At 69.5% G+C, this 25,244-nt stretch carries 21 protein-coding genes and 1 pseudogene; 6 read left to right on the top strand and 16 right to left on the bottom strand.

Going from position 1 to position 25,244, the window contains the following annotated elements:
- The first annotated feature begins 84 nt into the window (after nt 1–84).
- A complete protein-coding gene (locus tag ACFWV3_RS20325; protein ID WP_382412942.1) occupies nt 85–957 on the top strand; it encodes a helix-turn-helix transcriptional regulator in 873 nt (290 codons plus the stop codon).
- A gap of 299 nt (nt 958–1,256) precedes the next feature.
- Here the strand turns inward: ACFWV3_RS20325 and ACFWV3_RS20320 are convergent, their stop codons facing one another.
- From ACFWV3_RS20320 to ACFWV3_RS20305, 4 genes and pseudogenes are all read right to left on the bottom strand, one after another.
- Complete coding sequence (locus tag ACFWV3_RS20320) at nt 1,257–1,823, bottom strand: TetR/AcrR family transcriptional regulator (RefSeq protein ID WP_382412941.1); 567 nt, start codon at nt 1,821–1,823, stop codon at nt 1,257–1,259.
- A 216-nt stretch (nt 1,824–2,039) separates the two neighbouring features.
- The gene (locus ACFWV3_RS20315) at nt 2,040–2,306 is read right to left on the bottom strand and encodes a hypothetical protein (protein ID WP_382412940.1); all 267 of its coding nucleotides are present in this window, start codon (nt 2,304–2,306) and stop codon (nt 2,040–2,042) included.
- A 124-nt stretch (nt 2,307–2,430) separates the two neighbouring features.
- Nucleotides 2,431–2,625: pseudogene (locus ACFWV3_RS20310) on the bottom strand (LLM class flavin-dependent oxidoreductase); the annotation flags it as partial.
- 677 nt (nt 2,626–3,302) lie between these two features.
- Complete coding sequence (locus tag ACFWV3_RS20305; protein WP_382412939.1) at nt 3,303–4,052, bottom strand: SDR family oxidoreductase; 750 nt, start codon at nt 4,050–4,052, stop codon at nt 3,303–3,305.
- 101 nt (nt 4,053–4,153) lie between these two features.
- Between ACFWV3_RS20305 and ACFWV3_RS20300 the strand changes: the two genes are divergently transcribed.
- Nucleotides 4,154–5,008 carry a helix-turn-helix domain-containing protein gene (locus tag ACFWV3_RS20300; RefSeq protein WP_382412938.1) on the top strand — a complete coding sequence of 285 codons (855 nt, stop codon included), beginning with the start codon at nt 4,154–4,156 and terminating at the stop codon, nt 5,006–5,008.
- A 47-nt stretch (nt 5,009–5,055) separates the two neighbouring features.
- Here ACFWV3_RS20300 and ACFWV3_RS20295 read toward each other — a convergent pair whose 3' ends face one another.
- Nucleotides 5,056–5,742, bottom strand: a complete 687-nt coding sequence (locus ACFWV3_RS20295; RefSeq protein WP_382412937.1) for a DJ-1/PfpI family protein — start codon at nt 5,740–5,742, stop codon at nt 5,056–5,058.
- A gap of 70 nt (nt 5,743–5,812) precedes the next feature.
- Between ACFWV3_RS20295 and ACFWV3_RS20290 the strand changes: the two genes are divergently transcribed.
- The gene (locus tag ACFWV3_RS20290) at nt 5,813–6,847 is read left to right on the top strand and encodes a GlxA family transcriptional regulator (RefSeq protein ID WP_382412936.1); all 1,035 of its coding nucleotides are present in this window, start codon (nt 5,813–5,815) and stop codon (nt 6,845–6,847) included.
- A 50-nt stretch (nt 6,848–6,897) separates the two neighbouring features.
- Here ACFWV3_RS20290 and ACFWV3_RS20285 read toward each other — a convergent pair whose 3' ends face one another.
- The 3 genes from ACFWV3_RS20285 to ACFWV3_RS20275 all read right to left on the bottom strand — a co-directional run bounded on the left by ACFWV3_RS20285 (nt 6,898) and on the right by ACFWV3_RS20275 (nt 9,727).
- The gene (locus tag ACFWV3_RS20285) at nt 6,898–7,860 is read right to left on the bottom strand and encodes a phosphotriesterase (protein WP_382413094.1); all 963 of its coding nucleotides are present in this window, start codon (nt 7,858–7,860) and stop codon (nt 6,898–6,900) included.
- A 114-nt stretch (nt 7,861–7,974) separates the two neighbouring features.
- Nucleotides 7,975–9,132, bottom strand: a complete 1,158-nt coding sequence (locus ACFWV3_RS20280; protein WP_382412935.1) for a PucR family transcriptional regulator — start codon at nt 9,130–9,132, stop codon at nt 7,975–7,977.
- 58 nt (nt 9,133–9,190) lie between these two features.
- Complete coding sequence (locus tag ACFWV3_RS20275) at nt 9,191–9,727, bottom strand: FAD-dependent monooxygenase (RefSeq protein WP_382412934.1); 537 nt, start codon at nt 9,725–9,727, stop codon at nt 9,191–9,193.
- Nucleotides 9,728–9,964: 237 nt separating this feature from the next.
- Between ACFWV3_RS20275 and ACFWV3_RS20270 the strand changes: the two genes are divergently transcribed.
- The gene (locus ACFWV3_RS20270; protein WP_382412933.1) at nt 9,965–10,414 is read left to right on the top strand and encodes an SHOCT domain-containing protein; all 450 of its coding nucleotides are present in this window, start codon (nt 9,965–9,967) and stop codon (nt 10,412–10,414) included.
- 208 nt (nt 10,415–10,622) lie between these two features.
- On the top strand, nt 10,623–12,818 hold the full coding sequence (gene fxsT / locus ACFWV3_RS20265; protein WP_382412932.1) for an FxSxx-COOH system tetratricopeptide repeat protein: 2,196 nt from the start codon (nt 10,623–10,625) through the stop codon (nt 12,816–12,818).
- Between the two features lie 67 nt (nt 12,819–12,885).
- Here the strand turns inward: fxsT and cydC are convergent, their stop codons facing one another.
- The 8 genes from cydC to ACFWV3_RS20225 all read right to left on the bottom strand — a co-directional run bounded on the left by cydC (nt 12,886) and on the right by ACFWV3_RS20225 (nt 24,644).
- On the bottom strand, nt 12,886–14,442 hold the full coding sequence (gene cydC, locus ACFWV3_RS20260; protein WP_382412931.1) for a thiol reductant ABC exporter subunit CydC: 1,557 nt from the start codon (nt 14,440–14,442) through the stop codon (nt 12,886–12,888).
- Nucleotides 14,439–16,022 carry a thiol reductant ABC exporter subunit CydD gene (gene cydD, locus ACFWV3_RS20255; RefSeq protein ID WP_382412930.1) on the bottom strand — a complete coding sequence of 528 codons (1,584 nt, stop codon included), beginning with the start codon at nt 16,020–16,022 and terminating at the stop codon, nt 14,439–14,441. The genes cydC and cydD overlap by 4 nt, the downstream gene beginning before the upstream one ends.
- Nucleotides 16,019–16,780, bottom strand: a complete 762-nt coding sequence (locus ACFWV3_RS20250) for a cytochrome d ubiquinol oxidase subunit II (RefSeq protein WP_382412929.1) — start codon at nt 16,778–16,780, stop codon at nt 16,019–16,021. Before ACFWV3_RS20250 ends, cydD begins: the two co-directional genes overlap by 4 nt.
- A 9-nt stretch (nt 16,781–16,789) precedes the next feature.
- Nucleotides 16,790–18,043 carry a cytochrome ubiquinol oxidase subunit I gene (locus ACFWV3_RS20245; protein WP_382412928.1) on the bottom strand — a complete coding sequence of 418 codons (1,254 nt, stop codon included), beginning with the start codon at nt 18,041–18,043 and terminating at the stop codon, nt 16,790–16,792.
- Between the two features lie 105 nt (nt 18,044–18,148).
- Nucleotides 18,149–18,814, bottom strand: a complete 666-nt coding sequence (locus tag ACFWV3_RS20240) for a response regulator (protein WP_382412927.1) — start codon at nt 18,812–18,814, stop codon at nt 18,149–18,151.
- The gene (locus ACFWV3_RS20235) at nt 18,811–19,923 is read right to left on the bottom strand and encodes a sensor histidine kinase (RefSeq protein ID WP_382412926.1); all 1,113 of its coding nucleotides are present in this window, start codon (nt 19,921–19,923) and stop codon (nt 18,811–18,813) included. Before ACFWV3_RS20235 ends, ACFWV3_RS20240 begins: the two co-directional genes overlap by 4 nt.
- Nucleotides 19,924–20,048: 125 nt before the next feature.
- Nucleotides 20,049–20,342: a hypothetical protein gene (locus ACFWV3_RS20230; protein ID WP_382412925.1), complete on the bottom strand. Its 294-nt coding sequence runs from the start codon at nt 20,340–20,342 to the stop codon at nt 20,049–20,051.
- A 513-nt stretch (nt 20,343–20,855) separates the two neighbouring features.
- Nucleotides 20,856–24,644, bottom strand: a complete 3,789-nt coding sequence (locus tag ACFWV3_RS20225) for a helix-turn-helix domain-containing protein (protein WP_382412924.1) — start codon at nt 24,642–24,644, stop codon at nt 20,856–20,858.
- A gap of 254 nt (nt 24,645–24,898) precedes the next feature.
- On the opposite strand from ACFWV3_RS20225, the gene ACFWV3_RS20220 reads away from it, so the two are divergent.
- Entirely contained in the window at nt 24,899–25,237 is a 339-nt protein-coding gene (locus ACFWV3_RS20220; RefSeq protein ID WP_382412923.1) for a hypothetical protein, read from the top strand.
- Nucleotides 25,238–25,244: the final 7 nt, after the last annotated feature.

The raw sequence follows: 25,244 nt of genomic DNA, 5'->3' as shown, positions 1-25,244 counted from the left end.
CTTCCACCTGTCTCGGCCCAGCCGTTTCATCCGTGGGTCTGCCAGACCTACCTTCGTGCAGCCAAGCCACGAGAGAATGCCGGCATGGCTTCTCATCCGCATGCCCGGGAGCTCGGGAGCTTCCTGCGCGCCCGGCGCGGCCGGCTGCGCCCGCAGGACGTCGGCCTGGAATCGGGAGGCGGCAAGCGGAAGGTCAGCGGGCTGCGCCGGGAAGAGCTGGCACTGCTCGCCGGGCTGAGCACGGACTACTACCAGCGGATGGAACAAGGCCGTGGGATTCGGCCGTCCGACGACGTCCTCGATGCCGTGGCCAACGCCCTCGGCCTTGATGACAAGGACCGCAGGTACCTGTTCTCACTGGCTCGCGCCGCCCGGCGACCGGCGCAGAGCCAAGCGACGCACGGCCACGAAGAGGTCCCGGGAAACGCGCGACGGCTGCTGCGGGCGATGGCCGCGCCGGCCATCCTGCTCGGCAGACATCTCGATCTGCTCGACTGGAACCCACTGGCCGAAGCGCTGTACGGCACCCCTGACGACTACCCCGCCGGCCGCTTGAACATGCTCTCGCTGATGTTCGACAGGTCGGTCACCGATCGACGGAGATGCCCGAACTGGGAGATCCAGGCGCTGAACTACATAGGGATGATGCGCAACGCCGTCGCCGTCGATCCGACTCACCCCCGCGCCACCGCGGTCGTGGGAGAGCTCAGCATCCGCAGCTCCGAGTTCCGCCGCCTGTGGGCACGACACGACGTCCGCGAGACGGTCACCGGCACCAGGATCTTCCGCGTGCCGGAGGTCGGCAAGATCACCCTGACGTGGGACACCTATCCCCTGTCCCACCGGCCGGGTCCTTTCCTGCTCGTCTTCACAGCAGAGCCGGGCAGTCCGGACGCCGAACGGCTGCAGCTCCTCGCGTCGCTTCGCTCGGGCGCCATTCCACAACACAACAATTGACCACGAAACCGAAGCACAAGGCCACTCTCGAAAACACCCGGAACACTCGGCGATCAAACCATGCGCATGCCAAGGCAAATGCTCCACCTGAAGCGAACTGCTCTCAGCAGCAAAAGCTGCCGCCAGCAACACCGAATCAACAGAACGCCGCACCTCTTCCGGATGAAGTTCGATACGCGGCCGGCCAGCGTCGACCATGTCTGGCCCTGGTCATGCTGACGCCGGTGACGTCAACACCCAGCCTGCCTCAGCCACTACAAACGTCGTGGCCATCCACTCACACAAGTGCGGCTGGAGCACTAGTTCCTGCGCATGCCTCGCCAGAGCAGGTCGGTGAGATCTGCGGCGTGTTTCTGCCACTGCTCGGCCGGGCTGAGGCTGAACAGCCCGCCCAGTCCTCGCAGGACCGTGACCGGGTTGAGGTCGTCGCGCACGGTACCGGCGGCCATGTTCGCGTCCACCAGGGTCGCGACCGCGCCGACCAAAGCCTCGTACGTGTTCGTGGACAGCGGCCCTGGGGACTTCGTCGCAGCCATCATGGCCTCGGCCAGGCCCCGCTTGGTCATGATGTAGCGCGCCAGGTACTCGGTAGTCCAGAGCTTGAACGCATCCTGCGGCGGGTGCTCGGCGAGAAGGTGGGGCACGACGTCGACCAGGTGCCCCAACTCGCGCTGGTAGACCGCCAGGATCAGCGCCTCCGACGTTGGGAAGTGGCGGTACACAGTGCCGATCCCGACTCCCGCCTTCTTCGCGATGGCGTTGAACGACAGCTCTGCGGAACACGAGAGCGACTCCGCCGCCACCGCTAGGATGCGTTCGTGGTTGCGCCTGGTGTCCGAACGGCGAGGATTGACCGCACCCATCATCGTTTCTCCCGTCCACGTCCCGGATCCCGCTCGAGGGTGTGCCGGTTCTGCTCGTGCCACCGGCCGCGCTGGCGTCTGTATCGCGCGGAGCGCGTCTGCTAAGCGGCACAGCGGATGCCGATGCTGGTCACGACTTCAGCTCAACCGCGTGCCGATGGATGAGACGGCGCATCGCAACCACGTGATCGGTGTCGAGGTGCCCGTTTCATCCTGAACTCAGATCTTCGCCCGTATCGCGGTGAACGGCAGGTTCAGCTCGGCGATCTGGTTCTGGGAGTTGACCACCAGCAGGTCGTCGCCGTCGAACGCCGCCATGGGCGGAAGATCCATGCCCTGGCCGCTGATCCGGCGCCGCACGTTGGCCTTCGAGTAGTCGTTGCTCGCCTTCAGAACGCAGACCTCTCCCTCGGGGTTGAAGAAGTTGGTGATGATGTACAGATCGCTGTCGCGCAGCAGCAGGCCGTCAGCGTCGATGTCGTTCACACCGCCAAGATCGATCGGGTCGACAGCGCCGGATGTGGTGCTGATGCGGTAGAACGTCTGGGAGTTGGCACCGGAGTCGAAGACATGCAGCAGTTCTCCGGTCCGGGTGCTGTAAACGCACACCTTGCGCCGGGATCTGGAAGATCGCGCTACCGACATCAATGCGTTCGGCCTGCGCGGCCACCCACGCGAGCACCGTCGGCGCATCGGAACCGTAGGCCTCCGCGGCCCACACCACCGAAAAGCCGAGCCGGTCGGCCTCCTTGGCCAGCTCGAGGTTCGCGGCGTCGTTGCCGGCGCCCCAGTATCCGAGCTTCACGAAACCAGACCTCTGCCGATCGTGATCCAACTTGCGAGCTCTTGCGCATCACTTCGGCGCGGGAGAGGAAGAGTCGGCGGGCCCTGCGGCCGAGATGTGGTGGCAACATACAGCCGTCCAGCAAATCGTTCGGCGGCCGAATCCTCCGCGCTGTTCCGTTTGCAGGCAGGAACGGACTTCACCTCTGCCCACAGTGCAACCTTCTCGTGGTGCGTTGTCCTTCTCAGGCTCCTCTGGCCCAATCCATCGTTCTGCGGGCGCAACTGACCTTTGTCCGTGACCGTGGAGCCGGTCTCGACTGAGCGTGGGTGTTTGATGGCCATCGGACCACCATGACAGCGGGTTACGATATGAAGGTAGGACTGTGTGTCCCAGGGACAAGGCGGTTGTCCGGCAAAGTTCCCCTGGATCCGCTTTCCGCTGTTACCGCGCTGGATAAGGAGCGTCTCAGTCGGCTTCTCCGGTTGTTTCCGCCGGTTTGAGGCGTGTTGGTGACAGCAATCTCAGGAAGACGTAAACAGCCAGACTCTCCGGCGCGAGTCGCACCCAACTTCGCGGAAGTAGCGAGTCAGGAACAGCACGGATCACGACCTGATCAACGTGGGCTACGCTCGCCTATCAGGTAGACCGACGCCACAACGCCATGTTGCGGAACCGACCGCTCCGCGTCCGAGCTTTCACACAGCGAAGGCGACGTTGGCCGCGAAAACGTCGGCGTAGCGCCCCTCCCGTTCAGCGTCCCGGTAGAACCGGACACCCTCGACCGCGATCTCGTGTGCTTCCGGCTGTGCGTCGATCAAAGCGAACACCTCGTCGAGGTACTCCTCGACCGACGGGAACGCCAGGTTGTCCTCCTGCCCCAGGAGAGGGGTGCGAACGGCCGGAGGGATGAGTTCGACGACGTTGACGTCGGTGTCGGAGAGCTGGACGCGCAGGCTCTGGGTGTAGGAGTGGACGAACGCCTTCGTGGCGTTGTAGGTCGGCGTCACGTGCCAGGGAACGAACCCGAACCCCGACGAGACCGTCATGATGGTCGCCTTCGGCCGCGTCATGAGGTGTGGAGTCAGAGCCGCGATGAGCCGGACGGTGCCGTGCACGTTCGTGTCGATCACTGCCTCGGACGTCGGCAGGAACTCAGGGGTGCGCAGGTCCTCGACGCGCATGATGCCGGCCATCGTGACGAGCATGTCGAGATCCGGGTGGTCACCGACCACCTTCGCCGTCACCTCCGTGATCGACCGCGCGTCGGTGACGTCGATGACCACGGTGTCGATCTCGGGGTGATCCCGCTTGATCGCGGCGAGCTGGTCCTCCCGGCGCCCGCCGACGATGACCTCGTTGCCGCGCTGTGCCCAGCGCAGGGCCATGCCCAGACCGATACCGGAAGTCGAGCCGGCCACGAAGATGGTGTTTCCAGAACTGTTCATGCGGACCAGCGAACCGAAGTACAGGCCAGCCAAGAAGTCACTGTCAGTGGCGTACTACCAGTACACCGCTAACAGGCGCCGACCGCCGTAGCGTGGAAGCTGTGGACAACCCGACGGAGGTACGTGACTTCCTGAGCACCCGCCGCGCGCGGCTCACCCCCGAGCACGTCGGCCTGCCGCTGTCGGGACGTCGCCGAGTCCAGGGCCTGCGCCGCAATGAGGTCGCCGCGCTCGCAGGTGTGAGCGTGGAGTACTACGCGCGAATGGAACGCGGTTCGCTGCGCGGCGTGTCGGCCGGTGTGCTCGACGCGATTGCCAGGGCGCTGCGGCTCGACGACTCCGAACGCGCGCATCTGCTGCGGCTCGCCCAGGAAGCGAACGGCAGCAACGCCGTCCTGCGAGCCGGTCGGCGCGCACGCCCGGCGGACATGAGGCCGAGTCTGCAGTGGAACCTCGACTCCTTCGCCTCACCGGCCACCATCATCGACAGCCGCACCGACCTGGTCGGGGTCAACCATCTCGGCCGGGCGTTGTTCAGCGACGCCTTCGCAGATCCGGCGGCCACCCCGAACTTCGCCCGCTACGTCTTCACCGACGGCGGCGCCCGGCGTTTCTTCCTTTACTGGGAACAGGTCGCCGATGTGACCATGGGCAACCTCCGCATCTGCTCGAGCCGCGACCCTCACGACACCGGACTGTCCACTTTGATCACAGAGCTGTCAGCGACCAGCTCCGAGTTCCGCCGACGTTGGAAATCCCACGGCGTCGACCCTCACGACACCGGCGTCGTCGACATCCACCACCACGTCGTCGGACACCTGACGCTCACCTGGGAAAGCCTCGATCTGCGCGCCGATGCCCGCCTCACCATGAACCTGTACACCGCCGAACCCGGCTCGCCGAGCGCCGACGCCCTCGACCTGCTCGCCTCCTTGGCCGCGTCGGATCACGCGTGAGAACGACCATTCACGATCAGTTCCAGTGTGGCGAGCGGCTCTCCCGGTCAGTCGGCCCGGCGGGCCGCCTGGACCAGCGGAACGATGGTGGTGAGCGTGTGGTGGCGGTTCTCCGGGCTGGTCGCCGCGACGATGTCCGCCTGCGGGTCCCACGGGTGCTCGAGCATGCCGGCCACCGCGCGGGCCGTGTCGGTGTTCTCCAGCCGGCCGATCAGGTGCAAGGCCATGTCGATGCCGGCGGTGATGCCCGCGCTGGTCACCACCGGGCCGACGTCCACCCACCGCCGGTCGCGGACGACCTCCACCTTCGGGTGCTGCCCGGCCAGCTCGTCCAGGACGAGCCAGTGAGAGGTGGCGGGCCTGCCGTCGAGCAGCCCGGCCGCGGCGTAGACCATCGAGCCGTTGCAGACCGAGGTCATGATCGTGCCGTGCTCGGCGAGTGCCCGCATCCGGGCCAGATGGGCCTGGTCGGCGTAGAGCGTCTCGATGCCCGCGCCGCCGGGGTGCACGATGAGGTCGGGCTGGGGCTCGTCGTCGATCCCGCCGTCCGGGGTGACCGTCAGCCCCAACGCACAACGCACGGGTGCCCCGTCGATGCTTGCCGTGCGCACGCTCACCGGACGGGCCGCCACCGTCTGCCAGATCCGGAGCGTCTCCCACGGGCCGGTGAAGTCCAGTTCCTCGACGCCGTCGAAGAGGAGCACGGTGATGCGGTAGGGCTGCGTGTCTGTCATGCCTTCATCCTTCGCACCCCGTCCCGCCGCGGCGAGTAGCTGGAATGCCCATGATCGATAGGATTCCGCCATGACCGGTTCGTCTCGACGGCGCCACCGCGTCGCGGTGCTCGCCCTGGACGGTGTGCAGCCGATGGAGGTCGGCATGCCGTTCCAGATCTTCGGCTTCCACGAAGGCCGCTACGACGTCATCTTGTGCGGGCAGTCCGCCGGGCCGGTCGAGACGCTCAGTGGCTGGTCACTCACCGCGCCCCACGGCCTCGACGAGGTGGTCACGGCCGACACGGTGATCGTGCCGGCCTACCGGGGCTCGGAGCGCGACACCCCACCGGATGCCACCCCGGACGTACGGGACGCCCTCCTCGAGGCGCACGCCCAGGGCGCGCGGATCGCCACCATCTGCTCGGGCGCGTTCGCCCTCGCCTCCACCGGCCTGCTCGACGGCAAGCGCGCGACCACCCACTGGCTGCTCACCGATGAGCTCGCCCGCCGGCATCCCCGCATCGAGGTGGATCCCGGCGTTCTCTACGTCGACAACGGTTCCCTGCTCACCTCGGCCGGGGTGGCCAGCGGCATCGACCTGTGCCTGCACCTTCTGCGAAGGGACTGCGGTGCGGCCACGGCTACGTCGGTCGCCCGCGGAATCGTGGCCGCGCCACACCGCGAGGGCGGCCAGGCGCAGTACGTGACCCGCCCACCGGCGCGACCGAACCGCACCGAGCTGAGCGCGACCCTGGAGTGGGCCCTGCGCCGCCTCGACACCCCGCTGACGGTCGCCGAACTGGCCGCGCACGCCGCGGTCGCCGAGCGCACGTTCGCGCGGATGTTCACCGCGCAGCTCGGGGTCAGCCCGATGAGGTGGCTCACGGCCGCCCGAGTCGGCCGTGCCCGCGAACTGCTCGAGACGACCGACGCCGGCATTGATCACATCGGCCGGGCATGTGGTCTGGGAACGCCGGCGAACTTCCGCCACCACTTCCGGCTCGCCACCGGAACCACACCGACCGGCTACCGTCGCACCTTCTCGTCCCGCACCCCACCCGGTGTCCACGCCTCGCCGGATGAGGTTGCCGGCGCAGCGCAGGCGGACTTGAGCGGGCGGTAGGGAGGATCAGGCCCGTTTCGGAGCGAGGGTGAATTGGACGGCTACCGCTGTCAGCGTTTGGCGAAGTAACGCCGCGGGTTCTCCACGAGCATCGTGTGCAGCTGCTCGTCGGTCACTCCCGCTTCGCGCAGCATCGGGATGACGGTGTCGTGCAGGTGCGTGTAGTTCCAGTTCGGCAGGGCGGCTTCGCGCACGCCCTTCGGGAACCAGACGTTGTGGCAGGACGCGTCCTGCGAGAGCATCATGCGTTCGGCGTATCCCTGCTCGGCGAGTTTGGCCACTGTGGACACTCGTTCTTCCAGCGGTAGCAGGATGTCCAGGCCGAAGCGGTCCATGCCGAGGTACGAGCCGTTGTCGATCAGGCGGCGCAGGTAGTCGAGGTCGACCGTGTCGCCGCTGTGCCCGATCACCACCTGGCCGAGGTCGGCGCCCGCCGCCTGGATCACCCGTTGTGCGACGAGGCCGGTCTGGTGGCCCGCGCTGGTGTGGACGGTGATGGGGGCGCCGGTGCTGGTGTGCACCTCCGCGACGGCGTTCATCACGCGTTCGACGCCGGGGGTGAGCTCGTCCTCGATGGCGCACTTGAGGAACGCGGCCTTGATACCGGTGCCGGCGATTCCCTCGGTGAGGTCGCGGCTGAACATCTCGACCATGTGCTCGGGCCCGCCCAGCAACGTGTTCGGCCCGTGGTAGTGCAGGTGCATCGGGATCGTGTCGAGCGTGTAGAGGCCGGTGGCCGCGATGATGTTGATGTCCACCCGGGCGTTGACCTCCGCCACCAGGTGGATGTCGCGCCCGAGCCCGATGACGGTCGGGTCGACGATCGTGCGCACGCCGCGGCCCGCCAGTTCGGTCAGGCGCTCGACCGCGTCGGCGACGGCGGTCTGGCGATCCCACATCTCCGGTTGGTTGGCCAGGTATTCGGTGTCGAGCACGAACACGTGTTCGTGCATCAGAACGGTGCCGAGATCGTCGATCGGAACCGGACCGCGCACGGTCTCCACGGTTGCCACAGTGTCGCTCCTCGCTGGATTGCCTTCACCACCGAAACTAAAGCCGGTGCCTGCGGCAACCACCGTGCGACTCAGCCAGTTTTTCGGCGTGGAGACTGGCAAACCTGCACAGCATCAGCGGTCGAGCAGGCCGTTCGCTCCGAGTGCCTGGGTGATGCGCAGTGCGGCCAGCAGTTCGGTACGGCGGCCGAGCCGTTGTTCGCCGAGTGCCTCGGTTGCGTATTTCAGGCGCAGCCGTACCGAGTTGAGGTGAAGGTTCAGGCGCTTGGCGGTGTCGGTCTGTGATCCGGTGACGAGCCACACGGACAGCGTTTCGCGCATGCGGGCCGCACGGGCGTTGTCAGCGGCGAGCGGTCCCAGCTGGTCGAGGGCGAACGCGCGGGCCGCCGCCGGATCGCTCAACAGCACGGTTTCCAGCGCGATGTCCTCGTACACCAGACTGTCCACACCGGACTCCAGTAGCGGGCGGAGTCGTTGCGCTTGAACAGCGTCGTGATGGGCGCGCCGGAAACCCGCGATGCCCTCACGCGGCCCGCCGATCGCCGTCGGGACGGCCGCGAGCGCGAGCCCGGTCCGCAGTTCGTCCCACCCTTGCCGTCCGCCGGCGAGCCACAACGCCCAGCCCGCGTCGTCGAGCGCCACCATCAGGGTGCCACGCGCACCGGTGGCGGTTCGCGCGAGCCGGAGGACACGGGCCGCCACCGCGCGTTCCGGCGAGTCGACCAGAACGCACATGTGGTTTCCCCGCAACGGATAGCTTAACGTCTCTTCGGCCTGCTCAGCCGTGACCGCGGACGTGCCGTCGAGGATCTGCCTGACCAGCTCGGACTTGTCGTCCTCCGTGCTCTGCCTCAGCAGCTCGCTCACGGCGTCGTGAGCGTCGACCGCTTTGCGGACCCCGGTCTCCGTGAAGTCGAGCGCGATCGTCGTGGCGCGGGTCATCTGCTCCACCGACAGGCCGGAAGGATCCTCCGTCCAGCAGGACATGACCTGACGCAGGCTCACCCAGTACGCGTCGCGCACCGCGGAGGTCGGACAGCCGAGCTCGGCGAGCCATCCACCGAGTTCGGGCGCCCGGCTCGCCAGGACGACCTCACGTCCTTCGGCGGCCGCGACGATCGTGTCCACCGCGCACCGGACGTAGTCGGAGAGCGACAGGTGGAATGCCGCATTCCCGATCTCGGCGGGGAAGACCTCCGTCTCGATCACTCCGGCGATCCGGTCCGCTCGGTGGACGGCCGTCCGCAGACCGCGTCGCGATGCTGTGGTCACATCGCGACGGTACTCGTGCCTGAAAGGCGAGGCCGCTCCGTGCCGATCCCGCTCCGGATCACCTGGTCAGTCCGGCTCGTGCGAGTGCGGCGAGCAGGGTGTCGGATCCTCCCTGCCAGGCCACGTGGCCGTCGGGGCGGACCAGGCTCCACGGGCGTGCCGCGTCGGCCAGAGGGGCGAGCACGACCCGGTCCTGGCTCCCGGCGATGGCGGGCGCGGCCGCTTCCGGGGCCACGAGCACGAACTTGCCGTCGCGCAACGCCTCGTACAGCCGGCCGCCGTCCCTCAGCGTAAGGTCCTGAGCCCGGGGTGCGTGCCGGTAGTCGATGCCGATGCCGGAGATGGTGCCCGCGGCCTTGCGCGCCACCGGGGGCAGGCGCAGTGCCGCGCCGCCCAGGACGGTGCGGGCCAGGCGTCCGGCACGGGATTCGACCATGGCGAGCCGGATGATCGCGCCGCTACTGCATAGCACGAGACGACCGATCGGGTGCCGTTCCTCCTCGTAGGTGTCGAGGAGCCCGTCCGGTGCCCACCCCTGTGCCGCCGCGGCGAGCTTCCAGCCGAGGTTGGCCGCGTCCTGGAGCCCGGTGTTCATGCATCGACCACCCTGGCGGAGTCGTTTCCATCACCACTGCGTGGAGTTCCTGGCCGCGCAATGCCTTCATCAGCGCCTTGCCGTGTGCAGAAAAGCGGAGAAGCCTGCCTCGAAATGCAGACGGAGGCCATCGCACCTACCAGCCGAACCCCTCGCTGATATGACATGAGTAACCGATGCGCCCGTCTTCGCGATGTTCAACCATCGGGGGTCGCGGCGACAGGACGGAGACCGGCAATGACGAGGCCGCAGAGCCACGGGCTCGGCATCGGGAACGGCAGCATCATCGATCACGGTGATGGCATCATCGAGTACCGGCAGACCGGCAAGCTGCTCCCGGCATTCAGGGTCAACCTCGTCGACGTCACCGGGTTCTCGGTGCGCAAGGCGACCCGGCAGGACCGGAAGAACGGCGCGAGCGCGCTCCAGCAGATGCTGACGTTGCAGGGAAGCGGGACAGAACTCGCAAGCTGCCCGGTCAACCACGGGACTTCAGCGAAGATCGAAGCGTGGATCCGGGCGCATCCGTCCTTTCGTGGGAACGTGCCCCAGGGGGTGTCGGGCGTACCGCAGGGCACATCGCCGAACACCATCGCGGATGATCTTGCCAAGCTCGCTCGGCTGCGCGACGACGGGATCTTGTCACAGGAAGAGTTCGCCCAGGCGAAGGCGAAACTGCTGCACTGACAGCGGTAACACCTGACCAGCCCGGCCGTGGCCGGACTCCTGATGGGGAGTTCAGCTCAGCCAGGGCTCACTGACGGCTGCGAGAGCTCTGCGCGGTCTGCCCTGCCGATGGCTGCCGAGGCAGCGACGGATCGTTCGTCCGGGACCATTCGACCGGCGACGATCACACGTCCAAGACCTCGTGAAGCCGGCGATGCCGTGAGGGGACATGCCCGAAGACCGAGAGACCTACGACGTTTCCGTGTCGTACGCCAGCGAGGACAAGGCGTACGCCCAAGCGGTCGCGGAAGAGTTGCGGCGGGCCGGCGTTCGCATCTGGTTCGACCACCACGAGACCACTGAGTTGTGGGGCAAGGATCTCACCGAATACCTCAGTGAGCTCTACACCGTGCGATCACGGTTCGTGCTGATGATCGTTTCGGCTGCTTACGCGCGCAACCGCTGGACAACGCTGGAACGCCGATCCATCCAGGCCCGCGCCCTGGGCGAGAGCGACGAGTTCGTGCTGCCCGTCCGGCTGGACGACACCGAGATTCCCGGCATGTCCTCCGCAGTCGGCTATGTCGACGGCCGAAAGCACAGCCCTGCGGAGCTGGCCGGCCTGGTCGTTCGGAGGATCCGTTCCGGCGAAACCGAAACTCCGGAGTCGGACCCTCGTCCCGGCGACTTGCCGGAGCTGTCCGGCGGCCCCTGGCGGATCTTCCTCAGCCACACGTCGGAACTGAGGCGGTGGCCGGAGAAGAAGTCGTTCGTGGACGCCGCGGAGTCCGCGATCAAGCGGCTCGGCCACGCTCCGCGCGACATGGCCTACTTCACCGCTGCCGATCGGCCTCCAGCGCAGATGTGCGTGGATGCGGTGCGGGACTGCGACGTCTACGTGCTGGTCGCGGGCTACCGCTACGGGTCACCGGTCCGCGACCGGCCAGAGCTCTCCTACACCGAGCTCGAGTTCGAGACCGCCACCAGCAGTCAGCTGCCCCGGCTCGTCTTCCTGCTCGGCGAGGACACACTAGGAACCTTCAAGACACTCGCCGACCTCGACTACGGCAAGCGGCAGGCGAAGTTCCGCGAGAAGCTCCAAGACAGCGGCCTGACCACCGCGGCGGTGGAGAACCCGGACGAGCTGGAAACCGTGATCCTGCACGCGCTCACCGAGCTCATGAAACAGCGGTCGCGGCCCGAGTCTCGGTTGCGGACCGTGTCGAACGTGCCGATGCGCTCGCGGACCTTCGTCGGCAGGCGCAGCCTGCTGACCGACATGCAGTCGTCGTTGTCGACCGGGGACGGCGTCGTCGCGCTCCACGGGATGGGCGGGGTCGGCAAGTCGACCGCAGCGCTCGAGTACGCGGACCGGTTCAGCGAAAACTACGACGTGACGTGGCGGGTGCCCGCAGAAGATCCGGCCGTCGTGCTCGACCGCCTCGCCGAACTCGCGCACGCGCTGCGGATCGCCGCGCCGTCCGACGGCAGCTCGGCGTCAGTGGCGCAGCTGTTCGGGCAACTGCAGCGGCTCGACCGCTGGCTGATCATCTTCGACAACGCCACGAACCCGGACACGCTGGCGGAGTTCCTGCCGCGCGGGCCGGGACACGTCCTGATCTCGTCGCGGAACCCGAGCTGGCAGACGGTCGGCACGCCGATCCCCGTGCCGGAACTCTCCCGTGGAGAGGCGGTGGACCTGCTGCGGAAGCTGGCCCCCGCTCTCAGCGAGGACGACGCGAAGCTCATCGCCGACGCGTTGAACAACCTGCCGCTCGCCCTCGTACAGGCGGCGGCGCTCGTGCACGACTACAACGTGACCGCACGGTCCTACCTCGAACTGCTCAACGACCCGAAAAGGAACGTGCTTGCCGCCGAGCTCGATGGGGATCACAAGTCCGTGGCGGCGGCGTTCAAGGTGACCTTCGAGGCGTTGTCGGTCCAGTCGCCGGCAGCGATGCAGCTGGTCACGCTTCTGGCATGGCTCGCTCCCGAGCCCGTGCCGCTCGACCTCCTCACCCGGTACGCGGCCGCGCTGCCGACACCGCTGAAGGGCGCGGCGGGCGACGAAATCCTGTTCCCGGTGCTGCTGGCGAAGGTGCGCAGCCAGTCCCTGGTGCAGCTCCGGCAGGAAGCCGTGCAGATGCACCAGGTGCTCGCCACCCTGTTGCGGGCCAACGACTTCTTCCCACCAGGCCAGAACGGCGCTTACCGGTGGCAGAGTGTCGCCGCCGGGTTCCTCCGAGCCGCACTCACCGCGAACCCCGAGGGCGAGGCAGGGTGGCCGTTGTGGCGTCAGCTCCTGCCACACGTGCTCTCCGTCGTGGAAGCCGCCACAGGTGTACCGGACCTGGCGGAGGACGCGGCCTGGTTGAGCGCCGCCGCGACCACGTATCGGCATTCGACCAGTGAGGCGCATCGCTAGCTGGCGGAAAACAACGAAGTCTCGCGGCAAACCGCGCGAATCATCTTCCCCAAGACCCGCGACACACTCATCCACCCAGACGCCCGAGCAGCTCGGCTCGCCAGAGTTCCCGGTAGGGGCCGGGCCGGTCGACGAGCTCGTCGTGGGTGCCGCGATCCACGACCTGCCCCTCGTCCAGGACGAGCACGTCGTCGAACAGGTGCAGTGGGGCGAGCCGGTGGGTGACGACGACCGTGGTCCGACGTGTCCTGGCGGCGAGGACGTTGGTCAGGACGGCGTCGGCCAGGCCGGTCTCGAGGCCTTCGACGGGTTCGTCGAGCAGCAGCACGGGCGGGTCGGCGAGCAGGGCGCGTGCCAGCAGCAGCCGCTGGCGTTGGCCGCCGGACAACTGGTCACCTCTGGCGTCCGGTCCTGGTCCCTGCCAGCCCGCGAGGCGCAGCGCTTCGGCGACGTGGGCGTCGGTCGCGTCCGGTCTGGCCAGGGTGAGGTTGGCGCGGATCGAGGTCCGGAACACGTGGGCGTCCTGGGTCAGCGCGCGTGACGGTGGCAGTTCGGCGGTGCCCTCGTGTGGTGTGACGAGACCTGCGAGGACTTGGAGAAGCGTGCTTTTGCCCGCACCGCTCGCTCCGACGACTGCCACGGAACGGCCTTCGGCGATGACCAGATCGACACCGTCCAGGGCAGGCCGGTCGTAGGTCACCCGGACGCCGCTGAGGGAGATCGGTCCGGTGCGAGTCGGTGCGGTTTCGACCTGTGGTGCGGCCGTTATGGCGCGGACTCTGGCTCTGGCCGGTCGGAGTTCCACCAGCCGGCGGGCGGCGTCGGCCAAGGGCAGCACGGCCTCCACCGCTGCCGAAGCCGTCAGTCCCAGCACCGCTACGAGGACGAAACCGGCGCCGGAGCGGATCGCCACCAGGGCCACCGCCGCGGTGGTCAGCCCTTGGACGAGCACGCCCGCCGCAGTGGTGAGACTCGGGGACGCCGAGCGTTCGACGGCGGCCAGCGCGGCGGCGTGGCCTCGTGCCCGGTCGCGGGCGGCTTCCAAGGCGCCGAACACCGCCAGGTCGTCCGCGCCGTCGGCCAGGTCGAGCGCGGCGGACGCCAGACGTGACCGCGCCGCACTGAGGCGGACGCCGGCACCGCGGGCGGCCAACGTCGACGCCGCGGGCAGCACCATGCCTGCCACGACCAGTCCTGTCGCCACGACCGGCGCTGCGGCGGGGAGCAGCACGGCGGTCAGGGTGATCGTGGCGGCGCTGATGACCGCGGCCGTGCACAGGGGCAGCAGGCATCGCAGCAGGAGGTCCTGCACGGCTTCGGTGTCGGCGACGAGCCTGGTGAGCAGGTCGCCGTCGCGGTGGGTCGCCCTGTGCCGCACGAGCGCGTCGAACACTTGGCCGCGCTGGTCGGCGGTGGCACGCAAGGCGGCGTCGTGTCCGGTCAGCCGTTCGAGGTAGCGGAATGTGCCCCGGCACAGGGCGAACCCGCGCACCGCGACGATGGCGAGGCCGAGATCGGCGATCGACGGCTGCTGGGCGGCGCGCGTGATCAGCCACGCGGCCGCCGCGGTGAGACCGGCGGCGCAGAGTTCGGCCAGGGCGGCGAAGAGGACGGCACGTCTCATCGGACTCTCCGCCCGGCATCGAGCACGACCGTGCGGTCGGCCGCGGCCAGCAGGGCAGGGCGGTGCGCCACGAGGACGGCGGTGCGGCCGTGCACCAGAGCGGTCGCGGCTGTCACCACGTGTTGCTCGCTGGCGAGATCCAGCCGGGCGGTCGGCTCGTCCAGCAGGACCACGGGCGCGTCGCGCAGGTAGGCCCGTGCCAGGGCGACGCGTTGGCGTTGGCCGGCGGACAGGCCCACTCCCCTGTCGCCGAGCCGGGTCGCGTATCCGGATGGCAGGTCGGTGAGGAAATCGGCGTGCGCCGCTCCCGCCGCCGCGCGTACCTCGGCGAGTGACGCGCCGGGCGTTCCGAGGCGGATGTTGTCGGCGACGCTGCCCGCGAACAGGTGGGGGTGCTGCGGTAGCCACGCGAGGTGCCGCCGCCACATCGCCAGGTCCAGGGAGCGCAGGTCGGCACCGTCGACGAGGACCCGGCCGCGGTCGGGGACGACCAGGCCGAGCAGCACGCGCAGCAGGGTGGACTTGCCCGCGCCGCTCGGGCCGACGACCGCCACCCGTTCGCCGGGGCGGACGGTGAGCGTCAGGCCGTCGAGCGCGGGCCGGTCCCGTTCGGGGAAGTGCACGGTCACGTCCTCGAACCGGATCTCCCCTGGCCACCGGGGTTCGCGCACCCCGGCCGGGCGCCGTGACGGTGCGGCCGTCGCGGCCCGGGCCTGCTCCAGGGCGACCGCACCGTCGGCGCCCGCGTGGAACCGGGTGCCCAGGGCGCGGATCGGTCCGCACGCCTCCGGGGTGAGCAGCAGGACGACGAGCGCGGTGGTGAGGTCGAGGCGGCCGTCGAGCAGCCGCAGCCCGACCGGCACGGCGACCAGGGCGACCGACAACGACGACAGCACTTCGAGGACCAGCCCGGACAGGAACGCGATCCGCAGGGCGGCCGTCGTCGCCTCGCGGTGCCGGTCGGCCACGTCCCTGATCACGGTGGACTGGTGGGTGGTGCGGTCGAACGCGCGCAACGTCGGCAGTCCCGCGAGGACGTCGCGGAAATGGCCGCCCAGCTGTTGCAGCCGTTCCCAGCGGGCCTGCGTCGCGTCACGGGTCCGCAGTCCCACGAGCACACCGAAGACCGGCAGCAGCGGCAACGTCACCAGCACGATCAACGCCGAGGTGGGATCGGCGAACGCCAGCTGTGCGAGGACCAGCGGCGGCACGACGGCCGCCCTGGCCAGGTGCGGCACGTATCCCGACAGAGACGCGTCGAGAGCGTCGAGTCCCGTGCCGAGCGCGGTGCTGAACCGGCCGCCGTCGCGGTGCGCGTCCGACCGTTCGACGAGTCGTCCGCGCCAGGTTTCCTTGACGCCGGCGGTGGCTCGTCGGGCGACTGACTCGGTCACACCGGTGAGCCCGGCGCGCAGGCCGATCACGACGCCGAACCACGCAAGGCGGACGGGGTCGAGCTGGGAGATCGCCTCGGCGAGCAGCCGCGCTTGGAGGATCACGAGTCCGCCGTGCACGGCGGCGAACGCCACGAGTGCAATGAGGGTCCGTGCGGGCAGCTCACGGGCCAGGCGGGCGCTCACAGGTAGGCCGGCTTCACGACGCGATGCCGGAACGTCCACCACACCCAGGCCTGCGCGGCCACGAGCGCCGGTGCGGCGATCAGCAGTGGCGGCAGCAGGAACGCGAGCGTGGCGTGGTCGGCGACCAGCGCGGCCGGTGCGAGACCGGCGCCCACCAGCACGCCCAGGACGACCAGCCCCGCGGACGTCAGCGCCAGCAGCGGTACCTCGCCGACCGGTCCGGAGAGGCGGCGGGCGCGGTCGCGCAGTTCCCCGGACAGCCGGATGGACGCGAATGCCAGTCCATGGGTGCCGAACAGGGCGGCGACCGCGAGCACGCCCACCACTCCCGCAACGCCCGTCCCGCCCGCCGGTACCCCGGTGAAGACGACGCCCCAGCTCAGCGCGACGGCCCAGCTGCCCGCGACGATCGCGGCGTCGCAGGACGCCCGCCACCGGGGTGCGTCGACCCGCCCGCGCAGCCACAGGCCCATGTCGCGCACGACCCACGCCACCAGCAGCACGACGAACGGGACGAAGTGTGTGTGCAGCAAGGAGTTCTCCAACAACGGGAACGCGCCCGCGAGCACGCCCACCGTGGCGACCAGCCACACTTCGTTCGCGAGGAAGAACGGCGCGATCGTGGTGATGACCAGCCGCCGCTCGCCGGGGTCGCGCGCGAGCAGGGGCATGATCATTCCGGTTCCGATGTCGGAACCGCCCAGCAGGAGGTAGCCCAGGGCGAAGAAGCCCAGGACGGCGACAGCGACGATGTCCACGGTTCCCTCTCAGAAGGTCGGTGCCGGCACGGGCTCGGGGTCCTCGGCGGGTGCCCCGAGCGCGACGTCGTCGGGGCCGCGCCGGGCGCACCGGGCGAGCAGCCAGCAGTTCACGGCCGCGAGCGCGGCGAACAGCACGGTGAACGTGACCAGCGACGCCGTCAGGGTGGCCGGTGAGAGGTCGGAGACGGCGTCCCTGGTGCGCAGCAGCCCGTACACGGTCCAGGGCTGGCGGCCGGTCTCGCGGTACACCCATCCCGAGACGAGAGCGACGAACGGCAGCGGGATCCCGGCCATCACCAGCAGGAGCCGCTTGCGGGCCGTGCTCGGGGACTTGCGCCGGATGGTCAGCCCCACCAGCACCACGGCGGTCATGACCACCCAGCTGCCCATCATGACGTCGAGTGCGTTCGCCCAGAACGCGGACGGCGTGTAGTCGCCGGTGCCGAACGCGACGGCCGCTTCGCCCTGCAGCTGGGCGATCTTCGCGGTGTCGCCGTCGGACACGGCTGCCTTGAGGGGTTGGGTGTCGTCGACCACGCCGAAGTGGAGGCTGCCCAGGTAGACGGTGGCAGGGAGGGCGAGCAGCGCGGCGCCCAGCCCGATCCGCAGCGACCGCAGGAAGAGCTCGGACGGCTCCCGCCGCAGGTGGTAGGCGCTTGCGCCGGCCATCACCAGTCCGCCGGTCAGGAGCGAGGCGGCCAGCACGTGGCCGAACCCCACGACCGCGCTCGGGTTCGTCAGGACGGCGGCGGCGTCGGTGAGCCGGAGAACGCCGTCCACGACGGTCGCGCCGGCCGGGTGCTGGAGGAACCCGTTGGACACCATGATCCAGTACGCCGAGGCGTAGCCGGTGAGCGTGACGACCCAGATCACCGCGAGGTGCGCCCACCGGGTGAGGCGGCCCCAGCCGAAGATCCACAGACCGAGGAACGTCGACTCGACGAAGAACGCGGTGAGGGTCTCCAGTGCCAGCGACGAGCCGAACACATTGCCCGCGAAGTGGCCGAGCCCGCCCCAGTTCAGGCCGAGCTGGAGCTCCATGACCAGTCCGGTGACGATGCCGACGGCGTAGTTGATCACGTAGAGCTGGCCCCAGAAGCGGACCATGCGCTCGTGCACGGGGCTGCGGGAGAACGTCGCCCGCGTCTGCGCGTACGTCACCAGGGTGGCGAGGCCGAGGGTCAGGCCGACGAACAGGAAGTGCGTGGCGGCCGTCAACGCGAACTGCGTTCTGGCCAGGTCGAGGGTGTCTGCGTCCACGTCCCGAATGCTGGGTGGGCGGTGGCGCTCCGGTCGTCGTGCCCGAGAGGGCATCGGCGGTACATCCACCGGTGTACGGCTCTCGCGGCGGCTACCCCGCGAGGTCTAGGAGAGCCAGCCGGGGGTGACCATCCCGGACTCGTAGGACAGCACGACCAGCTGGGCGCGGTCGCGGGCGCCGAGCTTGGTCATGATCCGGCTGACGTGGGTCTTGACCGTGGCCGGGCTGAGCACGAGCCGGACCGCGATCTCGTCGTTGGACAGGCCTTCCGCGACAACGGTCATGATCTCCCGTTCGCGTGCGGTCAGCACGTTCAGCCGCGGGCTCGGGTCGGGCCTGCGTCCGCGCGTCACGACGTCCGCGATCAGCCTGCGGGTCACCGACGGCGCCAGCAGCGCGTCGCCGCGCGCGACGACCCGCACACCGTTGATCATCTCGCTCGGCTCGGTGTCCTTGAGCAGGAACCCGCTCGCGCCCGCCCGCAGCGCGCCGTAGACGTAGTCGTCCAGGTCGAACGTCGTCAGGATGATCACCTTCACCCCGGCCAGCCGCGGGTCGGCGCACACCCGGCGGGTCGCCTCCAGCCCGTCGACCTCCGGCATCCGGACGTCCATCAGCACGACGTCCGGCCGGAGCTCGCGGGTGAGGCGCACGGCCTCGCCACCGTTGGCGGCCTCGGCCACCACCTGGAGGTCGGGCTCACCGTCCAGAATGGACCGGAAGCCGGCGCGCACGAGGGTCTGGTCGTCGGCCAGCAGGACGCGGATCACGGCCGCGCCAGCGGAAGTCGTGCGCTCACCCGGAACCCACCGCTCGACCGGGACGCGGCGACCAGGTCACCGCCCACCGCTTTGACGCGCTCGGCCATCCCGAGCAGCCCGCCGCCCTGCCGCCGCACAGGTCCCACGTCACCCCGCCCGTTGTCCTCGACCACCACGCCCACCTCGGCGGCACCGTAGCGGAGCGTGATGACCACCTCGGACGCCGCCGCGTGCCGTGCCACGTTCGTGAGGCTCTCCTGCACGATGCGGAACCCCGCCAGCCCCACCTCCGCGGGCACCGGCCGCGGCTCCCCTTCGACCCGCACGGTGACGGCGAGCCCGGCCGCGCGCGCGACGTCCGCCAGCTCCCCCACCCGGGACAGATCGGGCGCGGGCGCGACCGGCGCCGACTCGTCGGCTTGGCGCAGCAGGCCGAGCGTCGCCCGCAGCTCGCGCAGCGCCTCCTTGCTCGCGTCCTTGATGGCCGTCAGCGCGGCCTCCGCCGCGTCCGGCCGCTCCGCCAGGCGGTGCAGGGTCGCGCTCGCCTGCACGTTGATGAGGGCGATGTTGTGCCCCAGCACGTCGTGCAGCTCACGGGCGATGCGCAGGCGCTCCTCGGCGGCCCGCGACCGGAACTCCTCCTCCCGCCGTTCCAGGACCTCCCTGAGGTACGCCCGCCGGTTGTGCACCACCCCGCCCACGGCGACGGCCGCGACGAACCAGCCGGCCAGCAGGAACGGCGCGGCCACGTCGAGGTTCGGCATCTCCTGCCCGTAGCCGAAGACCGCGAAGGCCAGCAGCGCCACGGCGGTCATGACCACGACGGTGGCGAGCTGCGCGTTGGCGGCCGCGGTGTAGAGCGCCACCACCAAGGCAGGCCACACGACGCCGTCGACCTGGCTGGCCGGGTAGTAGACGACGCACGCGACCAGCGTGAAGACGCTCACGGCCAGCGGATACCCACGGCGGAAGCACAGCGCGACGCTGCACACGGCGGCGACGACCCATCCGAGCGCGTCCAGCCTGCCCCAGCCCCACCAGGCCACCGCCCCCAGGACCGCGACGGCCAGCAGCACGTCCGTCCACGGGGGTGCCAGGGACTTCTTGACGGCTTCCACCTGACCAGCGTAGGTCCGGCCGGCTGAGACGTCGGCGTGAAACGGCGGACACGCATCTCATGGGGTACGTCGCGGTCCCCGGCCTACCACCTGGGATGTAGGCGGGTGCACGAATCCCGCTCGGTTCAGCCCGGCCGCGTCATCCGCTGCACAGGTCGGAGACCTTCTGGTCGGTGCACGGCAGGTACCGGAACTGGCGCATCACCTCGGCCGCCTCGCCGGTGCGCAGGCAGTCCACGAACGAAGTTCAGGTACCCCAACGCTGTCGCGCCGCGGTAGAACGTGAAGCCGACCGCCAGCATCAGCCCGAACGCCAGCAGCGAGGCGAGCCCGTGCACGACGGCCGCCGCGACCCGGTCGGCGATCACCGGCCGCGGATGGCGCAACGCCGTGACACCCGTGTACATCAGCAGGAACACCAGGTACCAGCAAACGACGAACCCGTGTAGGTCATCGTCGTGGCCAGCCGTCGAACCAGCTCGATCTCCCCCAACGCCCTGCCGTGGTCGTCATGACCGCGGACGCAGACCCCGAGCACCCGGTTGTTGCCACCCAGCAAGCGCCAGCGGACAACGCTTTCCTCCGTGCGATAGCACTGAAAACGGGCAACTGTTCCTCCCCCCGACATGCCCGCGACACTCTTCGCGAAAGTGCACAGGAGGTGAACGGGAAGGTGAGCGCCACACTGCTGGAAGTTGAATGCTGGACAAGTGCGCACGTTGTTGGTCAGATCGCCACATAGGACCACGACGAACGGCGGTACTGCCTGCAGCCGCCCAGTTGATCAAGTGATCCGAAACTGCCGATAGGCGATCGTGACCGAGGATCGCCGTCGGAGCGGTCCGGCGAGCAGGTCGAGTGCGACTCGGATCATCGACCCGTCAGGAGGGCGAGGCGCGCACCTGACGGTCCGCTACCCGGCCAGGACGTCATCAGTGGGAGTGCTCGCAGGGCGACTGGTGTTCCACGCCGGGGAAGTGCTCGCTCCACTCGCCCGGGGTGAGTGCTCGCATGTTGGCGCAGACCCAGTCCGCCGCGCGTTCGGCGTCGCCCTCCCACAGCCGGGTCGTGCGGTCCTCACCGCCGGTGGCCAGGATGCGGCCGCCGGGACGGAACGCCACCGCGTAGAGCCGCTTGGCGTGTCCGGTGAGGATGGCGGTCTCCGTTGGCTCGCCGGGGTTCTGGACGTCCCAGAGCCGTGCGGTGACGTCGGCACTCGCTGTCGCCAGGGTGTCGCCGGCTGAGCTGAACGCGACCGCGTGGACCGTCTCGGTGTGGCTGGTCAGGATGGCGATCTCCTCGCCGTGACGGGGATCCGCGACGTCCCACAGCCGGACGGTGTGGTCGGCGCTGCCGGTCGCGATCGTGCGGCTGTCCGGGCTGAAGGCCACGGACTTGACGCTGTCCACGTGTCCTTTGAGGGGTGGGAGCTCGCTGGGGTGTGACCGGTCGCCGAGGTCCCACAGCCGTACGACGTGTCCCGACGTGCCCGCGGCCAGGGTGCGGCCGTCCGGGCTGAACGCGACGGACTCGATGTTGTCGACGTCGGTCTCGCTCGTCAGGACGACGAGCTGCCGCGGCTGCCGGGCGTCGGTGACGTCCCACAGCCGGATCGAGTGGTCCGCGCTGCCGGTCACCAGTGTCCGGCCGTCCGGGCCGAACGCCACTGCTTGCACCGACTCGCTGTGCGCGGTGAGCGCGGCGAGCGCTCCTGGCCGCTCCGGGTCGGCCAGGTCCCACAGGCGCACGGCGTGGTCGAGGCTCCCGGTGACGAGGACCCGGCCGTCCGGACTGAACGCGACCGCGTTGACCGCCGCGGTGTGCCCGGTCACCAGCGCCAGTTGCCGGGGCCGTCGCGCGTCGCGGACGTCCCACAACCGCACCGTGCCGTCGTAGCTGCCGGTCGCCATGACCCGCCCGTCGGCGCTGAACGTCAGGGCGTAGACGGCGGAGTCGTGTCCGGTGAGCACCGGGCCGGGGATGTCCCACAGCCGCGCGACGCGGTCGAACCCGGCGGTGGCCAGGGTGCGGCCGTCCGGGGTGAACCGGGCGGTCAGCACGGGGCCTGCGTGGCCGGACAGCACGGTCAGCTCGCGCGGCCGGCGCGGTGTCGCGACCTCCCACAACCGCACGGTGCGATCCAGGTTGGTGGTGGCCAGCACGCGTCCATCCGGGCTGAACGTGACCGCGAAGACCGACTTGCCCTCGTCCGCGAAGACCGCCAGTTCCTCGGCGCGGCTCGGGTCGGCGACCTGCCACAGGTGCACTGTGTGGTCCGTGCCGACGGCGGCGAGAACGGTGTCGTCCGGGCTGAAGACCAGCGATCCTGGGCGGTCGCCGTGAGCTCCGAGTCTCGTCAGCTCCTGCGGCGCACGCAGGTCGGCAACGTCCCACAGCCGGACGGTGCCGTCCCAGCTGGACGTGGCGAGCATGCGTTTCCCGTGGCCGAACGCGACCCTGACCACCGGACCGGAGTGGCCGGTGATGATGCCGGCCTCGCGGACGTTCCGCGGATCGGTAGAGTCCCACAGGCGAACCGTGTGGTCCCCGCTCGCGGTGGCCAGCAGGCCACCGTCCGAGGTGAAGGCGGCCGCGATGACGGGGCGGTCGTGCGCGGTGAGCGTGGCGATCTCGCCGGGGTGGCGCGGATCGGTCAGGTCCCACAGCCGGGCGGTCTTGTCCTCGCTCGTGGTGACCAGCACCGTGCCCGACGGGTGGAACGCCACCGACCAGACCGTGTCGGTGTGCCCTGTGAGCACGGCCAGCTGGACGGGCTGGTGCGGGTCGCCGATGTCCCACACGCTCACCATGTGGTCCGAGCTCGCCGTGGCGAGCAGACGCCCGTCGGTGCTGACCGCCACCGACTGGATGATGTCCCGGTGGCCGGTCAGCAGGGTGGTGACCGGGCCGGCGGCCGCGCTGAGCAGGCTGCTGCGCGCCTCGGCGGTCGGTGCCAGCCGGAACGCCGCCAAGCTGAGCTGGGCCGCCAGGCCGGGGTTGCCGGGCCGCAGCTTCGCCGCCTCTGCACCGACCTTCTGCGACAACGCCGTGTTGCGCTGCCCGGTGACCGCCTGGCCGGCGTCGACGGCGTAGACGGTGGTCCCGGCCGCGACGAGGAGCAGTGCGGTGAGCACCCCGACGAGCTGCCGCAGCCTGCGCGCCCGGCGCCGGATCGCGGCCTGTTCCTCGGTGTGCGCCGAGTTGCTCGCGGCGAGGAAGTCCCGCTCGGCCGGGCTGAGCGGTGCCTCGGGTCCCGCCCAGTCCCGCGCCGCGTGCAACCGGATCCCGCGGTACAGCGAGCCCGGATCACGGTGCAGCGCCAGCCAGCCGGCGGTCGCCTCGGTGATGCCGCGGTGGATCCGCAGCCCGTCGCGATCCTCGGCCAGCCACCCGCGCAGCCTCGGCCACGAGCGGATGAGCGCCTCGTGCGCGATTTCCACGCCGTCCTCGTCCAACACGATCAGACGTGTGCTCGCGAGGTTCTCCAGGATCGTGCGCGTGTTCGGGTCGGAAGTGTCGAGCTCGCTGCGGCTGACGCGGCGCTTGGTGTCCTCGGTGCTTTGGCCGAGTTCGCACAGGCGCAGGAACAGTTGCTTGGCGATGCGTTGCCGTTCGGCGGTCAGCTCGGTGAAGACGGTCTCGGCGGTGTGGGCAACGGCGTGTTCGATGCCACCCGCGTGCTCGTAGCCGGCCATGGTCAGCGTGGTACCTCGTCTTCGCCGCCAGGTCTCCAGCAGCGCGTGGGACACCAGGGGCAACACGCCCGGCTGCCCGGAGGCCTCCGCGACGATGCGCGTCACCAGCGCCGTCTCCACCGTGCACTTCGCGCGCACCGCAGGCTGCACGACGGCGAGCCTCAGCTCGTCGGCGGTCATCGGCCCGACGGTGACCTGCCCGGCGCGGAGCACGTCGACCAACTCCGGGTGCGTGGTGCAGTGGGAGTAGAAGTCCGCGCGCACACCGAGCACGACGCGGCATCCGCTGTTCTCGCTCTGGGCCGCCGTGAGCAGCTGTTCGATGAAGCGGGCCCGTTCCTCGGGGTCATGGCAGAGCGTGAAGACCTCTTCGAACTGGTCGACCACCAGCAGCAGCTCCGTGTCGTCCGGCATGACGCGCCGGACCGCGCGGTGCAGACCGCGCCGGTCCTCGGTGGGCGGGCCGGTCACCGTGCCCGCGTACCGGTCCAGGCGAATCGCGCATTCCTCCAGCGGATGCGCTCCCGGCGTGAACAGCACGACCGGGCTGGACGAGCGCGGTACCAGTCCGGCCCGCAGCAACGACGACTTGCCCGAGCCCGAAGCGCCGACGACCACCACGACGCGGTGCTCCGCCAACCGGGACATCAGTTCCCCGATCAGCGGTTCACGGCCGAAGAACCGCTCCGCGTCCTCGGTCCGGAACGCCGCGAGCCCCACGTACGGCGACGTGTCGGACCCCGCGACCGGTTCGGGTGGTTCCATCTCCGCCGCGACCTCGCGCCAGCGGTCCTCCCATTCGGCTTCCGCTCCCCCGCAGGCCCGCACGTAGGCGAGCGAGACCTGCAGGCTGGGCAACCGGCGTCCCGCAGCCGCCTGTGACAACACGGCCGGCGAGTAGTGCGTCTGTGTGCTGAGCTCGCGATAGGTCGGTGAACCGGCCCTTTCCCGTAACAGTCGCAGGTCACGGGCGAATCGAAGCAGCGCGCTGTCTCCCGCGTCCAGCGGGCGTTCCCCTCTAGGCATGCCACACCCCCGGACACCGATCGTCGCGAATCTTGCGGCGTACGTCTCGCTCCGTGATCACAAATACTCCATACGCAGGCCAAAAGGCCGACATACGGCCGGACCCGCCAGCCGCCAACATTCGCCCGATATACATTTCGCCGAGTTCCTCGCCGATTGTTCACAACGCTGTTTGTTCAACGGCAATCACCGATGCCAAACAACGGAATCCGGATAGCGTGAATCATCTCAATCGAACACACTGGGGAGGAAATGTGTCCTGCAGAAGACTCATCGCCGCCGCGGCCATGACACTGGCGGCCGTCATCTCGTTCAGCGGATCCGCCGCAGCGGACACGGAGGTTCGCTCTCCGCGACCGACCGTCGACAGGGTCCCGGATTCCCGGCCCGAGCCCGGGGTCGCCTCCGCGGCCCCGGATCCGTTCGGCGGAGCGGTGCGGCAGGCCGAGCTGGAGTGGAAGCTCGTGGGGGTCTACCCCACCTATGACGCCTGCTACTGGGACGGGTTCGACGGGTGGAACAACTACCAGTGGGACCGCTGGATCTGCCCGGAGTCGTCGGGACTGTTCTGGCTGATGGTCGGCGACAACTGACCTCGAC

Source organism: Lentzea sp. NPDC059081 (assembly GCF_042738015.1).
Lineage (GTDB): Bacteria > Actinomycetota > Actinomycetes > Mycobacteriales > Pseudonocardiaceae > Lentzea.
Note: the sequence above shows the minus strand (reverse complement) of the source record. Positions and strands in the feature narration are given on the sequence as shown.